This is a genomic window from Wolbachia endosymbiont (group B) of Rhopobota naevana (assembly GCF_947250615.1).
GTDB lineage: Bacteria > Pseudomonadota > Alphaproteobacteria > Rickettsiales > Anaplasmataceae > Wolbachia.
Genome location: NZ_OX366333.1, coordinates 1,257,521 through 1,273,742, shown reverse-complemented (window position 1 = coordinate 1,273,742; position 16,222 = coordinate 1,257,521). Strand labels below are relative to the sequence as shown.

General features: G+C 33.3%; 14 protein-coding genes. 8 read left to right on the top strand and 6 right to left on the bottom strand.

The window, feature by feature from the left end:
* Positions 1-45: 45 nt before the first annotated feature.
* The 4 genes from murD (at position 46) to OOL01_RS06070 (ending at position 4,250) form a co-directional block, all read left to right on the top strand.
* The gene (gene murD, locus OOL01_RS06085) at positions 46-1,401 is read left to right on the top strand and encodes a UDP-N-acetylmuramoyl-L-alanine--D-glutamate ligase (protein ID WP_264686582.1); all 1,356 of its coding nucleotides are present in this window, start codon (positions 46-48) and stop codon (positions 1,399-1,401) included.
* Positions 1,402-1,419: 18 nt separating this feature from the next.
* A complete protein-coding gene (locus OOL01_RS06080) occupies positions 1,420-2,010 on the top strand; it encodes a COQ9 family protein (RefSeq protein ID WP_007301970.1) in 591 nt (196 codons plus the stop codon).
* A gap of 369 nt (positions 2,011-2,379) precedes the next feature.
* Entirely contained in the window at positions 2,380-2,799 is a 420-nt protein-coding gene (locus OOL01_RS06075; RefSeq protein ID WP_264686581.1) for a helix-turn-helix domain-containing protein, read from the top strand.
* Positions 2,800-2,909: 110 nt separating this feature from the next.
* Positions 2,910-4,250 carry an ankyrin repeat domain-containing protein gene (locus OOL01_RS06070; RefSeq protein WP_264374963.1) on the top strand — a complete coding sequence of 447 codons (1,341 nt, stop codon included), beginning with the start codon at positions 2,910-2,912 and terminating at the stop codon, positions 4,248-4,250.
* 932 nt (positions 4,251-5,182) lie between these two features.
* On the opposite strand, the gene OOL01_RS06065 is transcribed toward OOL01_RS06070, so the two are convergent.
* A complete protein-coding gene (locus OOL01_RS06065) occupies positions 5,183-6,211 on the bottom strand; it encodes a class I SAM-dependent methyltransferase (protein ID WP_264686580.1) in 1,029 nt (342 codons plus the stop codon).
* A 95-nt stretch (positions 6,212-6,306) separates the two neighbouring features.
* On the opposite strand from OOL01_RS06065, the gene OOL01_RS06060 reads away from it, so the two are divergent.
* Together OOL01_RS06060 and OOL01_RS06055 are read left to right on the top strand one after the other, a co-directional pair.
* Positions 6,307-6,678 carry a hypothetical protein gene (locus OOL01_RS06060; RefSeq protein ID WP_264336858.1) on the top strand — a complete coding sequence of 124 codons (372 nt, stop codon included), beginning with the start codon at positions 6,307-6,309 and terminating at the stop codon, positions 6,676-6,678.
* Positions 6,679-6,960 (top strand): DUF2610 domain-containing protein, encoded by a 282-nt coding sequence (locus OOL01_RS06055; protein ID WP_264686579.1) that lies wholly within the window; start codon positions 6,679-6,681, stop codon positions 6,958-6,960.
* On the opposite strand, the gene dapD is transcribed toward OOL01_RS06055, so the two are convergent.
* Positions 6,961-7,803: a 2,3,4,5-tetrahydropyridine-2,6-dicarboxylate N-succinyltransferase gene (dapD, locus tag OOL01_RS06050; protein ID WP_010406915.1), complete on the bottom strand. Its 843-nt coding sequence runs from the start codon at positions 7,801-7,803 to the stop codon at positions 6,961-6,963.
* Positions 7,804-7,841: 38 nt separating this feature from the next.
* Between dapD and OOL01_RS06045 the strand changes: the two genes are divergently transcribed.
* Together OOL01_RS06045 and sdhA are read left to right on the top strand one after the other, a co-directional pair.
* Positions 7,842-8,252, top strand: a complete 411-nt coding sequence (locus OOL01_RS06045; protein WP_010406912.1) for a zinc-ribbon domain-containing protein — start codon at positions 7,842-7,844, stop codon at positions 8,250-8,252.
* Positions 8,253-8,460: 208 nt separating this feature from the next.
* On the top strand, positions 8,461-10,260 hold the full coding sequence (gene sdhA, locus OOL01_RS06040) for a succinate dehydrogenase flavoprotein subunit (RefSeq protein WP_264683083.1): 1,800 nt from the start codon (positions 8,461-8,463) through the stop codon (positions 10,258-10,260).
* On the opposite strand, the gene OOL01_RS06035 is transcribed toward sdhA, so the two are convergent.
* The 4 genes from OOL01_RS06035 to OOL01_RS06020 all read right to left on the bottom strand — a co-directional run bounded on the left by OOL01_RS06035 (position 10,232) and on the right by OOL01_RS06020 (position 16,180).
* Positions 10,232-12,568 (bottom strand): ankyrin repeat domain-containing protein, encoded by a 2,337-nt coding sequence (locus OOL01_RS06035; protein ID WP_264686578.1) that lies wholly within the window; start codon positions 12,566-12,568, stop codon positions 10,232-10,234. The two genes, sdhA and OOL01_RS06035, sit on opposite strands and share 29 nt — an antisense overlap.
* 243 nt (positions 12,569-12,811) lie before the next feature.
* Positions 12,812-13,420 carry a guanylate kinase gene (gene gmk / locus OOL01_RS06030; protein WP_010406904.1) on the bottom strand — a complete coding sequence of 203 codons (609 nt, stop codon included), beginning with the start codon at positions 13,418-13,420 and terminating at the stop codon, positions 12,812-12,814.
* Between the two features lie 35 nt (positions 13,421-13,455).
* On the bottom strand, positions 13,456-15,222 hold the full coding sequence (locus OOL01_RS06025; protein ID WP_264687261.1) for a pentapeptide repeat-containing protein: 1,767 nt from the start codon (positions 15,220-15,222) through the stop codon (positions 13,456-13,458).
* Complete coding sequence (locus OOL01_RS06020; protein ID WP_264686577.1) at positions 15,206-16,180, bottom strand: ankyrin repeat domain-containing protein; 975 nt, start codon at positions 16,178-16,180, stop codon at positions 15,206-15,208. The genes OOL01_RS06025 and OOL01_RS06020 overlap by 17 nt, the downstream gene beginning before the upstream one ends.
* Between the last annotated feature and the right edge of the window lie 42 nt (positions 16,181-16,222).

The following is a 16,222-nucleotide window of genomic DNA, read 5'->3' as shown; positions in this document are numbered from 1 at the left end:
AAACTATGGAAGAAGTCATTATAATTTGTATTATATCTTTATAAAATGGTTCGCATAAGTTATCTAGAAGTGCAACTAAACAAATACAAAAATCAAAGTGTTGCGGTTTTCGGCCTTGGTAAAACTGGTTTGTCCGTTATTAATGCTCTAACAAAAAGCAGTGCAAAAATATATGCATGGGATGATAATAAAGAGCAAATAGCAAATGCAAAAAAGATATATAAAGAGTGTAACTTTACTCATCCCAATGAGTATAATTGGCATGAGATAAGCACACTAATTTTGAGCCCTGGAGTGCCAATACCAACGCATTGGGTAGTAAAACTTGCAAGAAGCTTTGACTGCAAAATAAAATCAGACATTGAGCTATTTCTTGAAACTAAAACTACAAGCCAGAAGGTTGTAGGCATCACTGGAACAAATGGCAAATCAACCACCACGTCACTAATAGGGCACATATTAAAATCCACAGGGAAAAAAGTAGCTATTGGCGGGAATTTAGGTGTGCCTATTTTGGATTTAGAAAGAGATGCAGAAATTTATGTAATTGAATTCTCCTCTTTTCAATTGGAGCTAATAAATAAAATGAATGTAGACATTTCTGTATTGCTCAACATCACACCAGACCACATAGATAGACATGGAAGTATGAATAACTACATAGCAACTAAATTAAAACTGATAAACAGTAGCAAGATTGCCGTGATAGGATGTGATAACAAAATTACCGCTGATGTATTCAATAAATTCACTGGGAACAAAATTCCAATCTCAGCTTCGATGTCACCCTCTTTGTCATCCCAGTGCCTAGGCACTGGGAAACTAGAGAATCATAGCTTATCAGTAAGCGACGTGAAAATAAACCTAGTATCCAATGTAGAAAATATAGTAGCTGCACACGCTGTGTGCAAGTTACTTGGAGTAGATAGCAGCACTATTGTCAATGAAATCAAATCCTTTCCAGGGCTAAGACACAGAAATGAATTTCTTGGCAAAATACATAATGTACTTTTTATCAACGATAGCAAAGCAACCAATGCAGAATCGACCGAAAAGGCAATTTTATCTTATAAAAACATATATTGGATTGTTGGCGGAAAAAGCAAAAAAGGCGGAATAGAATCATTAAGCAAGCATTTCACCAAGATTAGAAAAGCTTTTCTTATTGGAGAATCAACTGAAGTTTTTGCAAACATTATGGAGAACGAAATAGATTATATGAAGTGCTATAATCTAGAAAACGCATTTAAACTGGCTTTTGAAGAGGCCATAAATAGCAAAGAAGAAGTAGCGATATTACTTTCTCCTGCATGTTCTTCTTTTGATCAGTGGAAAAATTTTGAAGAGCGCGGTGAAGCATTTTGCAGAATGTTTGAAAATCTCAGGTACAATTATATGTGATGTTTAGTATAGTATTGTATGGAACAAAAGTTAATAGTAGATGAGCTGATTAAGGTTATTCCATTTGAAGGAATAAGTGATGCAACCTTATTGAAAGTGTGCACGAACCTTAACCTAGCCAATAGTTTTTGTAAATTTCAAAATGGAATATATAGTGCTTTGGAGTACATAGCAGAGGACTTAAATAGCTCAATGGAAACTGAACTTTGGAATTCCAATTTAGAAGATATGAAGGTAAGAGAGCGGATAAAGTTAGCTGTCCAAATACGCCTTTCAAACTATGCTAAGTTACAAAATTACAGAGAGTTTTTAAAAAATGTTTTATCATTCTCTATATTACCCCAAAATACATATTTTTCTAGTAAACTCTTGTACAGAACTGTTAGCGCGATTTGGTATGGCATTCATGATCAATCAACAGATTTTAACTACTATACAAAAAGAGCAATATTAGCTGGAGTGTACTTAAGTACGATACTTTTTTTTATCAATGATTATTCAGAAGATTTTGCAGATACCCTGTCGTTTCTTGACAAACGTATCAACAATGTCATGACATTTCAAAAGTTTAAAACCCGTTTGAATAGAATGGTAAGAAACTTCTTATAGCCTCTTTACTTATACGAGTTACTCGTATTTATACCTAAAGCTGCCTTGATTTTTATGTTAAGATAATTGAACATCCACTAACAGTGAGCTTAACAAAGAACTTGATTGAAAGCAATACATTAGAAAGTAGTTTTACTGGAAACTTGAAGTAGACAGAATTGATACACATAAAGCTGATCCATGTACAAAAGTATCTGTTCAGATACACGACTAATGCTGTGTGATCCATAGAGGTTATTACAATAAGAATGTAAGATCAAATAGAAATTTGGATTTGCAGTAGTTTATAGACCTTATTACAATTGCAAAGGATAAATTAGTTAATCTAGGGTTAAACTACGTCTGAGTTGGATAAAACTATACAAAGAGTTGGGTCATGCAGGAAAGGTATGTCAGCATTATGGTGTTTCACGTTTTACCTTACGCAAATGGTACAAACGTTATGAAGAGTTAGGTGAAAAAGGATTAGTAGATCTCAGTAGTAAGCCTAAAACTTCACCTTTGCAAAAGATCAATGAATCAGATGAGCAGCTTATTCTTCATCTAAGACAAACTAGAAAGCTAGGGGCAAGGCGTATTCAAACCGAGTTAAGACGTCTATATGATTTATCCTTGTCATTGGCTACTATACACAAAATTTTCAAAAAACATGATGTAAGTCTTCTGCATGTTAAACGTCATTATCGCAAACAGGTCAAGCGTTATAACTGTAAAGTACCTGGAGAGCGTGTGCAGATGGATGTGTGCAAAATATCGTCAGGGCTTTATTCAGGAAATTGTGGACTTTAATATATCGGAATTTAGTAACTTCAATAAATTGTGATATATCTCTTACAGATTCATTCAAACTTAATTAAGTGGGAGTATTGTTAATGCGAAAAGGGTTTAATTAAAATGGTATGGCGTGTGAGGAAGACATACATCAATTGGTAGAAAGTGGATTTGATATTAACTCAAAAGATGTAAGCGGAGTCACTCTCTTGCATAAGTTTACAAAAGAAGGCGATTTAGTTGGAGTAAAATCATTATTAGAGCACGAAGCTGACTTTAATGTTGTGGACAATGAAAATAGAAATCCACTGCATTATGCTATTATGCATGGACACAAAAAAATTGCTAAACTTCTTGTTAATCAACTGACAATTAATTCTAGAGATAAAAATGGATTTACTCCACTTCACCTTGCTACACTACAAGATGACACAGAATTAATGGATTTTTTAATAACAAAAGGCGCAAAAGTTAATGAAAAAGATGCTGAGGAAGGCTATACTCCTCTTCACATAGCTTCATTATACGGTTCTAAAAAGAGCGTCCAGATTTTAATTGATAGCGGAGCAAATCTTGAATGTGAAGATAATAACTTTCGTACTCCTTTATTTTTGACCATTTATCAATGTACTACACATTATGAAAGTAGAGCAGAGATTATAGAATATCTGATAAAGAAAGGTGCAAACATAGAAGCAAAAGATGCAGAAAATAATACTACGCTTTTTCTAGCAGCATATAACAACAAAATGCAACTGGTAAAGCTTATTGTAAAGCAAGCAAAAGCTAAGTTAAAAGAGTTTATTTGCACAAAAAATAAACATGGTTTTGATGCACTGGATTGCGCTATTAAGCATAATAATAGGCAAATGGTAACATTTCTTGTTTCAAAGGGAATAGAAGCAGATGACCAAGATTGTAGCGGTAACACCAGGTTACATAAAGCTAGCTATAATGGTGATACTAAAGCAGTTAAGTTCTTATTGGAGCTTAAGGTAAACGTTAATGCCGTCACTAGATGCAACAGAACTCCTCTGCTACTTGCAGCTAAAAAAGGCCATGTAGAAATTGTAAGAATGTTGTTAGCAGTAAAAGCCAATATGAATATTTGTGATCAACAAGGTTTTACACCTCTGCATCTTACTATTCAAAAGGATTATTTTGATATAGCTCAGCTATTAATAGAAAAAGGGGCAATTAATTGTAGTAATGATTATACTGCAATAGATATGTTTATTGACAAGGCTCATAGCAAAAAAAATATTGAAGAAAATTACAAAAAATTTTGTAGGTTTTTGATGCTTTACTTGAAAGAGCTACATAGTAAACACAAAGCCTTTTGTGTACTTTCAATCCTAGCTCTAAGCTTAACAATTATAGGTTTACCATTTATTTTCAAGCCTATTATTAAATATAGAGAAAGAAGTAAAATATATAAAAAAATTAGGGCTATGCTGATTTATATTTAAGTATAACAGGAGAACTAAGCTAATATATGACAATTATCTGCTCGATAAAAATGGAATTAAATGTATCCGTTTAGCAGAGTGGCAAAATAAAATAGACAAAACCATAAAAATAAATGGTGTCATGCAATTTGAGCTTCGGCATAGATCCCACATAAATTTTTTGGTACATATTTTTTCAACATTAATTTCGTATTCCATTCAAAGAATATTAATATTGGCATATAAGTATGAATATTATGCTAATATAATTACTTTTTAGGTATACATGGCAAATTTATGCCTGGAAACAGTTTTTCCTACACTTTCTTTATAAAAATCACAGGCGCCTGTTATTAGCTAAAGTAAAGGTCAAGTATCTGGAATTCTGGACATAAAATCCTCCTGTATGAAAAGATTAGAAAAAAAATGCAGCGCACATATGACAGATGTGTGTATACGCTGAAAAAGATACGCTACGTTTTTTATTGAAAAGTTAACTGAAAGTCTGCAGACAAAGATAGATTTTGAGCTCTTAAAATATCTCTAATTGTTATTATAATCAGATTCAAAATATGCGGAAGTAATTTTTTTTGACAATAGATTTCTTGCATAACCAAGTGTCATTCCAGCTGGGATCCAACTAAGTTGGTAAACACTTTACAACGTTTTTTGCGCGAAAAGGCTGGATGCCAGTGTCAGCTACTTGCATGACATCGTCTTGGATGAAAATCAGTACGTGATGCACCAAAAATTGTGCATCAAAAGGGTGTCATTTGAGTAACTTTTTTGTTGTCATGCCAGTGTCAGCTACTTGCATGACACCTATTTGTTCCTATGATAGTCTTATCTGTCTATCTTATTTTGCTACTCTGCTGAACAGATACGTTTTTTTTACCTTTTTTATTCTGTAAATTTTTTAGTATTTGTATGTTTAACATAAGAACTACACAAGACTACAAATGGTGAATCAGCATTACCTTAAAGAGAGTACCCATATTTTCAGTTAACCTTAAAAATTCACTGAAGATCTTATTCTTCTGTTCATTACTTGCATTTTCCATTAAAGCTTGCGCTCTTTCCTTTATACCAAACAAATATAAAAATTCTCTTTGAGTTAAAATCTCACAATTTAAGTATTTTAATGAATCTTTTAATGATTGAAAGTTCACAAGTGCAGTAATATCACTATTACCGACGTTTTCAAGAAAATTAGTATATTTATGCTGCCTTATCGATTGCAAAGTGCTCTTATATTCAGGATATACATAACCATAATCTATAATCAGGGCAGCTCCTCCGTTATTGACTATCTTATTCTCAAGTTTCTTTAATATTTCGATTCCGGCTAGGCATACTTCCACTACTGCACCATTGAAACCCCCTGTCATTCCAGTCTGGAATCCAGTTTTTGGTCTGGTTAAGCACTGGAGTGACAATGAAAGACTACCATCATCTTGTTTTATTACTCTATTTTCATACCACTGCTCATCACGATAAATAAATTGGTCAATTGGAAGGGCGTCAAATAACTCATTTGCAAAAAAAATAGTTGGCTGATTTGGTAAGTTGTCGACATCTGTGTGCCAATTAATATCTAATCCCTTTAATTTTTCCTTTTGTATTTTCTGTAAAATAGGGCTTATCTCAACTAGATGAATGTCCATTGAGCTAAAAAAACAGCTATATTTTTTGGTGACTCTTATTACATCATGAATGAGTGTTCCTTTACCTGGCCCAAGTTCAACTAGAGAAAATTTTGATGGCTTTCCTAATTTTTCCCATGTATTCATTATCCACACTGCAATTGTTTCACCAAATAGCTGACTAATTTCAGGTGCAGTAATGAAGTCACCATCTTTGCCAAGTGGTAATTTATTCATGTAATAGCCGTACTCTTTATGATATAGAGCAGCATTCATAAAATTACTGATGGATATTGATCCTTGGCTTTTATCAATTAATTCGTGTATATAAGTAAGCATATTATTAATAAATGTTTAACTATAGCGTGCCATACTATAAAATAGTGGAGTATTTATATATATAATATAAGTTTAAAGGCGATAGTGCTTTGGTTATGAATAGTCAAGATACGGATTATGTTACCCTTATACCTCAAGATGATGGTGTTGAATATAAATTTGAAGAAGTTGTCAATTTTGTAGAAAATAAGGTTGTAGGTGCTGATGGATTAACTTTAGCGGAGGTATTTCAAGCATTAGTTAAAATGCTGAATGGTGACCTAGAGTTAGTAAAAAAAGTGTTAGCATATGCTAATATTATGGTAAAGCATGGAATGAGGTTAGCAAAAGAGTCACAGCTAAGCAGAGCCGATGTTCGTCGAGCTTTAGAAGGCAAAGAAAGTGTGTTTAATAGGCAAGATTTTATCAAAAAACCACCTCTTGTATCTTCTATAAAATCGGTTAAAAAGAAAAGTAGAGGTCTTTAAATGGCTGAGTCTATAAAAAAATTTACTGTACAGTGTGATTTCAAAGGACAGAATGCACCTTTTGCAGTATATATAGGAAATCCAAAGGGTGATACTCATCCAATTCACCATCAAGATTCATGGCTTGCAAAGGAGCGTGGAGGAAACATTCCTAATAAAGTTAAAGAAAGTTTGCAAAAATTATACAAGCTGTCTCAAGAAAACGGGATCTCTTTTCCAGAATTATGCGCATATGCTATTACTGTAGTTAGTAATAATGATAAAAAAAATGACTGCAAGTAGTTAGGTTCTCAATATTTCATTTATAGAAGTTTTTGATCTCGTCTTCTCGTCCACTTTTTTTACTATAACTGCACAATAGGTTGAAATGTTATTTTTAGGTGGAGTAGATCCTGGTACAACTACAGAGTAAGGTGGTACTTCACCATAAAATACCTTGCTTGTTTCTCTGTCAATAATTTTTGTTGATGCTCCAATAAACACACCCATGCCAAGGACTGATCCTTCTCTTATTATAACACCTTCGGCTACCTCACTACGCGCTCCAATGAAGCAATTATCTTCTATAATGACTGGAGAAGCTTGAATGGGCTCAAGAACTCCGCCTATTCCCACTCCACCGGAAATATGGCAGTTTTTCCCTATTTGTGCACAACTACCAACTGTTGACCAAGTGTCTATCATTGTGCCAGAATCAATGTATGCACCAACGTTGATAAAGCTTGGCATTAGAACAACATTTTTACCTATGTAAGCAGATTGGCGGACAAAACACCCAGGAACTGCTCTAATTTTTGAATGGTAAAATTTTTCTTCATTCCATTCACTAAACTTACTACCGATTTTGTCAAACCAGCAATTGGTGTTGTCTATTATTTTGCTTTCCTCAGTGAGGAAATGTAATAATATTGACTGCTTTATCCACTTATGTACTATCCATTCTCCACTTGATAGCTTTTCTGCTACTCTAATTTTACCACTGTCAAGTAACTCAATTACCTCTTTGATTATTAATCTTGCTTCGTGTTTTAGATTATAGTCATTAAGTTTTTCTTTATCTTTCCAAATATTTTCTATCTCATCTTGTAATTTTTTAGTTGCAAATTTTTCATTTATTATATACATATTGATATCAAATTTATATTATTTTATACGTAAGCACTATGAAAATACAATGTCATAATTGTACTAAAACTTACTTAGTATCTCGTGGGCAAATAGGTGAATCTGGAAGAAAAGTGAAATGTACAAACTGCAATCACATGTGGCATGAGTATCTAAAAGAAATGTCAAGTGAATTGTGCCCTGCTGGTATACAAGAAAAAAAAGCTAACTGGAGGCAAAGTTTAACTCTAGCTTTTGCAACAGTTGCAGGGTTATGCGTTATAATTGTTGGTGGTATCTTTCCAGGAGAGGTAAGTAAGATATATAAAGCAGTTAGTGCATATAAAGATTCAATAAGCCATAAATTAGGATACAAAAAAGTGCAAACGGAAAATTCAAGTGCGAGAGAACTTGTTGTAAATGAGTTTTATCAAGATTACCTTTTTCTATCTAATTTTAGATCTAATTAAATAGGCATAAGTCATCAATGTTATGCAAATAACTACACTTATTCCTTTATGATAGTGTCATTCCAATTTCAGCTACTTTCATGACGCCCTATGATTGTTATTACATCGTTTACTATAGATTTGTTTCAGAAGCTTACATCCAGAAAACTTGTATAGATTTTTTCTACTTCTGTGATATTATAAGCCTGTGATGATAAAATAAGTGGATATGGATAAGTCAGCGTATGAAATCATAGAGCATGAGTATGATGTGGTGATAGTAGGTGCAGGTGGAGCAGGGCTTAGAGCAACACTTGGAATGGCTGCAACTAATTTTTCAGTTGCCTGCATTTCTAAAATTTTCCCTACACGAAGTCATACAGTTGCAGCGCAAGGAGGAATTAGTGCAGCTTTGAGTAATATTGCTGAAGATGACTGGCGCTGGCATGCATATGATACAATAAAAGGTTCAGACTGGCTTGGCGATCAAGATGCAATAGAGTATATGTGTAAAAATGCTGCCAAAGCTGTGATTGAACTTGAAAATTTTGGTGTACCCTTTTCTCGTACGGAAGATGGAAAAATATATCAGCGTGCCTTTGGTGGAATGACAACTCACTTTGGTAAAGGAAAATCGGCTCAGCGTACTTGTGCAGCAGCAGATAAAACTGGGCATGCAATTCTTCATACTCTATATCAGCAATGTCTTAAATTTAACGCTGAATTTTTTGTCGAATATTTTGTAATCGATTTGATTATGGACAAAGGGACATGCTGTGGGGTGATAGCTTGGTCGCTGTGTGATGGTACGTTGCATAGATTTCGTGCACATTCTGTGGTAATAGCAACAGGTGGTTATGGACGTGTTTATTTTTCTGCAACAAGTGCACACACCTGCACAGGTGATGGTAATGGCATGGTGGTAAGAGCTGGGTTGCCACTTGAAGATATGGAGTTTGTGCAATTTCATCCAACAGGAATATATGGCTCAGGGTGCTTGATGACGGAAGGATGCCGCGGTGAAGGTGGGTACCTCGTTAATTCTCAGGGTGAGAAGTTTATGGAACGTTATGCGCCAAAGGCAAAAGATTTGGCTTCTCGTGATGTAGTAAGTCGAGCAATGACAATTGAAATTAGAGAGGGAAGGGGAGTTGGGCCAAAGAAAGATCACATGTACTTGAATATAGCTCATCTTGATCCGGAAGTAATAAAGCTCAGATTGCCAGGTATTAGTGAAACAGCAAAGACCTTTGCAGGAGTTGATGTTACTAAAGATCCGATACCTGTTATTCCAACTGTTCACTACAACATGGGCGGTATTCCAACCAACTATCATGGAGAAGTGATAACACTGAAGGAAGGTAAGGAAGAAGTAGTGGATGGATTGTTTGCAATTGGAGAAGCGGCATGTGTTTCTGTACATGGTGCAAATCGACTTGGCTCTAACTCGCTTCTTGATCTTGTGGTTTTTGGTAGAGCTGCCGCGCTTAGGGCAAAAGAAAAATTGAAACCTGATACACCACATAAAAAATTGCATTCAGACTGCACAGACTTGATAGTAGATAGATTTAATAAAATGCGATTTGCTTCTGGAGAGTTCAAAGTAGCAAAAATACGAAGTGAAATGCAGCACACTATGCAGAAATATGCATCGGTATTCCGTGTTGCTGAAGTTTTAGAGGAAGGTAAAAAAGCTATAAAAGAAGTAGCAAAAATGATGCCTAACATTGCAGTTGAAGATCGCAGTATGATATGGAATAGTGATTTGGTTGAAGCGCTGGAGCTTGCCAATATGATTCCACAAGCAGTTATTACCATGGAATGCGCAGCTAATCGCGAGGAAAGCAGGGGTGCTCATGCTCGTGAAGATTTTCCCGAGCGTGATGATAAAAATTGGATGAAACATACTATGGCATGGCTTAAAGAAGAGAAAAGCCAAGTCAGTGTAGAAATTGACTATAAAAAAGTTGCTGAAAAAACTCTGAGCGATGAGATTGATTTCATCGCCCCGGAAAAGAGAATTTATTAGTTAACCCATCTGGTTTATTTATAAATTGACGTAGTATTGATACATAGTTCATTTGAGTAGCTGGGCTTTCTTTATGCTCCGATTGATTTGACGATCTTTGTACTTCTTGCTCTGCTGAGTTGTTAGCTAAATTTTGTTGTTCAGTAATATTTTCAGGTTGTTTTGCAGCTAGGTGATCATCTTTACGGCTTTGCTTATCGTTGGTTAATTCCTTAACAGACTTCCTAATGCCGCTAAGTTCCAAAGTGAATATCAGACACACCACTCCTGTTATAGCTATGATGGGTAACGCTGCTCCAATTGCAATTTGTCCTTGGAAGCAAGAAAGTGTTACCATTGTAATAATAGTAGTTGCTACTGTGATTGCTAACAATACACTAGCTCTCCTGCCCGGATCAATGCATTTCCATGCAGCTTTTAGGCCATCTCCTGTTTTGTGTAGAATATGCTGACATTTTTTTGAAAAAGTTCTAACGTTATATTTTTTTTCAAGTTTTTTCCTTAGTTCTTTAGCTTTTACCTTTCCTTCTTGTGGAGTTTTTGAGTAATTTTCTAAATTACGTAAAGTGCAATAATATTTTTCAGTATGAAATTCTCGATCTTTTAGTTTCAGAGAACGGGAATCAGCACCTATTTCTAGCAGCTTTGCACAAAACTTTGTTGTATTGTCGTACTTTTTCCCTAGATCAAAAATTGTTTTCATTTGCGAAAGGTGGTTGCCTTTTTCTGCTTTTTTTGTTAGTGATACTTGTAGCGGTGTTTGTCCTTCTTCGTTAATGGCCTTTATGGCCTTACCCAACTGATCTTCAGATATTTCTTTTTCTTTTACTAAACTGGAAATCAACTCCAAACATGCAACCTTTTGTTCTCCTTTTAGCGAAGCAATGTGATGCAGAATATTATTACCCTCTTTATCTTGAGCAGTGATATCAGCGCCATTTTGGAGAAATAACTCTAAGGCTTTATATCTATTTGTTTTTTCAAATTTTTTATCTGTACATGATCGATTCTCATTTTTTTCTTTTATATGCTGGAATAACTGATGTAGAGGTGTTTGTTTTGCTGTATTTTCAGCATTTATAGCTTTTTTAAACTGTGCTTTAAGATACTCTTTTTCTTCCTCCTTACTTACATTTAATATTATATTTGAAAATTCAAACTTTCGTTTTTGCTTTAATTCTAAAACTATTAGATGTAAAGCATTATTACCATCTGTATCTTTCAGGCTAATATCTGCCCCTTTTTGCAATAACTCTTCAAAACGTTCTTTATCATTATCTTTAATTGCTAAATGTAGTTGATAATTATCATTACTATCTGGAGTATTTATGGTATGGGCTATAACTTCTTCAACTTTTGTTTTTATTTCTGGTTTTCGCTCAGCCAATTTTTCTAAAAATTTAAGATAGTATTCATTTTGCTTTTTAGATAATTTTTCTAAATCCTCTGTAGGTAAGCTTAGCTTGGCTCTATACTTTAACAATTTTACAAGAAACTTAAGTGTGTTATCGTTATCTTGGATTGTGTGAGAATCATGTTTCCCTTTTTTTATCTTGTTAATTAGTGCTACCTGAAAAGGAGTCTTTCCTTCTTGATTTTCACTATCAACAAGTTGTACTAAATTTTTCTCGTTAGCTATTTTTATCAAGGTATCTAGAAACTTAAGCTTTTGTTTCTTTTTGAGCGATGCAATAAGGTGTAAAATATTATTTCCTTTTTCATCTGTTATGTCACTGACATTTGTGCAATCTTTTAGGTATTTTCTAAATTTCCTGTTGTTTCCATTTTGGATTGCATTTAGTAATTGAACGTCATTATCAGAATCCGATATTCCGTTTATTCCATCTTCAAAATCGCTATCAGAATCTGATATTCCGTTTATTTCATCTTCAAAATCGCTACCGTAGCCACTGTCTTGTTCGCTGTGCCTACTAAAACAACTTTTAGTGACTTCAGAAATTACTTGTTTTTTTGTTTCATTTGATATTCTTTTCGATCGTTCTATTACTTCACCTAGCACTGGAAGGAAACATTGGACATAATATCTGTGATATTTTTCCTGTTCTCTAAGCGATTCTTCTAATTTAGTTAATACTTCAGGACTAGCGCCTTCCTTAAATAACCTTTTACATTCCTTGAGTGTTCCATCTCGACTTCCTGGTTTTTCATGCTGATTTTTTTCTTTTTTTACCTTTCTCTCTATAATATTATACAATTGCTTGTCTTTTTTATCTTGTTTTTCATTTTTGTTTATATGTTTATCTAGTTTGTTTGCATTAGTAACTGATACACTTAGATCTATACTCATATTAAAACCTCAATATTAAAAGCTATTTGGCGTTAACGAATTGTATTAAACTTTTAAATTGAGCTAGATGTTATCGAAATATAGGTGAAAAGGCAGAAAACTAGTTTCTATTAGAAAATCTATTGTCATAGTCAAATCCCCACTTTAGCACTTGTCTACTATTTTAACTATTTTATCTTAAAAAATAATAAATGTGGCTAAACTGTGAAGCATGAGTGCTCTGAAAGAGACAAACCAATGTTTTTATAGATCTTTCAAACTTGATTTTTCTTCTAATTTTTTAAGCATTCCTTTACTTAGTATTGATTTTATCTCTTCTACGCTTTTATCAAGATCATCATTAATTATTACGTAATCATATTTATTACTTTTACTTATCTCTTTTTGCGCTTCGGCTAATCTACGCTCTATTTCAATTTCATCATCACTATTACGCCTTTGTAGACGCAGTCTAAGCTCTTCCATTGAGGGAGGTAGTATAAAAACACTTACAACTTTTTCTCTTAAGATTTCAAACAAATGAAATGCTCCTTGCCAATCTATATTCAGTAAAACACTTATTCCACTGCTCAGGTTTTGTTCTATAAAATCTTTTGGTATACCGTAAAAATTCTCAAAAACTTTGGCATATTCAAGCATTTGACCAGCCTTACATAGTTCGTGAAACTTTTCTTCAGTAACGAAAAAATAGTCTTTTCCGTTTACTTCACCGGGACGAGGTTTGCGTGTAGTCATAGAAACAGACATAACTAAATCAGTTGATTGCTCAAGTAATTTTTCTGATATAGTAGTTTTTCCAGCTCCAGAAGGAGAGGATAGAATCAGTAGTATGCCCTCATTTTTTACGGTCATTTTTCTTTATTTAACAAGTACATTATAGAGCTTTTTTAAGACTTTGTATTTTTTGAATCAAAGTTTAAAAGACTAGAGCCCTCTAAATTAGAATTTGATAAATTGGCATCAATAAGAGAGGAATTATCAAAGACAGTATAACGTAAATCGGCTTTTTCAAGATTTGCCTTATTCAAATTAACGTTTACAAACTTTGCTCTACTTAATATTGAATTAGAAAAATTAGCATTTTTTAAATTCATATCCTTAAACTCAAAGTAAGAATAATTTACATCAAATTTTTTGCCCTGCGATATTTTCTCTTGCAGATCTTTAATTGAAGTTATGGCATTCTCTAGATTTGTAATTTTTGTCTGTCCTTGATTGTCAATCAAAATTGAATTATCAAATTTGCAATCTGTTAAATGAATATCAGCAATTGAACTTTTATATATGCTTGAAGAGAGGAAAGAGACATCACTCACTGTTGAATTACTCAAATTGCTAAGAAAAAAACTAGTCTTTCTAAAGGCATTATCATAAAACACGGAGGATTTGAAATCACTTTCAATAAAGTTTGAATTAGTGACTTTTGACTTAGACCAGCTCGAATTATCAGCTAATAATTTGAAGAATATTGAATTTTCTATCTCACTCGAATCCATATTATGGTGGGAAAGAGTACTATTATAAATTTGAGAGTCTTTAATTTTTGTCTTATACATTGAAGTTGTGGAAAGATCTGAATCTTCTATTTTTGCAGAGGTAAACAATGAATGGTCAAAGAACGAACCATTCATGTCAGAATTCACAACTTTAGTATTATGAAACTTTCCGTGACAAATGTTAGCATCATAGGCGTTAACTTTATACAATTCACTAAAACTAAAATCAATATTAGATAAGTCAGCATCCTGAAGGTCTGCTTCGAAAACATATGCATGTTTTATCTTGGAACCATTTAGTATAGATTTAATGAAGTTTGAATTATCCCCTTTCACATAGGAAATTTGTGAATTTCTTAAATTGGCTTTTTCGAAATTACTGTTGACTATAATGGAAGAATTAAAATAGGCGTTTGAAAGATTGCTACCTGTAAAATCCGATTTTTTTATTTCTGCACCATATATGTTAGCATTTTTTAATGAAGAAAATTGTACCTTGAGCTTATGTGCATCCACTCCAAAGAAACTTGCGTTGTCGAAATTATTTTTCTGCATAACAGTGTCGTTTATTTCACTATCACTAAAATTGATGTAGCTGGCACTTGAGTTTGATAAATTGGAGAAATTCATTTTTACATTCAAAAACTTGGTATGCAAACCAATTATATTACGCATACTTACTTTGTTGAGATTAGAATTGATAAAATCAGCATAACTGATATTAGACTGATCAAATATGATATCTGTTAAATTTGTAGAAGCAAATTTTGAAAAACTTAAATTTGTGCCTTTTATTTTAACGCCATGTAAATTAGCATTGGAAAAATTGGCACCACGTAAATCAACATCGATAAAAGACACATCTGATAAATCGGTGTTAGAAAAATCGGCACCAATTAAACTTACTCCATCAAAAATAGATTTGCTTAAATACAATTGACTAAAATTAGCACCATTTAAATTAGGACCAAAACCTTTCTTAAAATCTTGTGGTATGCTGGCTTTATTACACTGTACTAAAAATTTAGCAAAATCTTTTGTATTGTAAGATACGTATTTTACATCATGCAGAGCGCTTAAAAAATCATTGATTGCATCATCTCCATAGCATAAATGACCAACTAAAATTAATATCAAAAGTCTAATTATCTTTTGCATCACACGTGTTTTCTTTTGTTTTTATAGCAAAGTTATACATCTCTGAGTTTTCTTGATTGTTTATTTCTTTATCCTCTAAAAGGTATGGCATCATTTCGGCAATTGCGTTTATTATGTTGATCTGATTCCTTTCGATTGCTATTTCAATAGGGGACTTAAAATTATTATCAACTACTCTAGGATCAGCACCTTGTAATAAGAGAAAGCGAACTGTGTCTATTTGACCTTGTTTCACTGCATAAATTAGAGGAGTATCACCCAATTTATTTCTAAATCTTAGTATTTCTTGAATTGTTAATCCAATTTTTTCTAGCTTATTTATTACTCCTCTTAGACAAATTAAGTTGCCCTTCTTGATGCAGTAAAAAAATTGCTTACTGTAATCATCAGTAAATATAGTTTTAGGAAGGTGCTCATTTAGGCTATCATATTGTCTTTTATATATAGACTTGCTTTTATGTTTTTTTATTTCTTTGTTTAGCTTTGTCCATTTTTCGCTTTCTTCATTTTCTTTGTTCACAGGTGTTATATTGTCAGGCTGTTCTTCTTTCTTTTTCTCTGTTAATTGGCTTGTTGAAAGTTCGGTGTCTTTTTTGCTAATCTCCTCTTCAGGCTGTAGGTTTGTTTGATTATTGTGACTGATTTTCTTCTCTTCAGGTTCTTCTTTTTTTTCTTCTGATAAAGGACTTGTTAGAGCTTTGGTATCTTTTATATTAGTCTCCTCTTCAGACTGTAGGTTTGTTTGATTACTTGAAGGTACTTCTTTATTGATTACATTTGTTGGGTCTGTGATTTCTTTGAGTTCGCTCAGAAGCGGAGAAGTTTTTTCAGCATCAGTGTTGCTTTTCGATACGTCTTCTTGATTTATACTGCTTTCATTTTTATTTTCTTCAGGCTGTTCTGCAGCAAGCAGGTTAGATATAACAATTAATAGTATGAAGAATGCTTTATATTTCATAAACATTGCAAATATAGGCTTAATTAAAATGATACTATAATC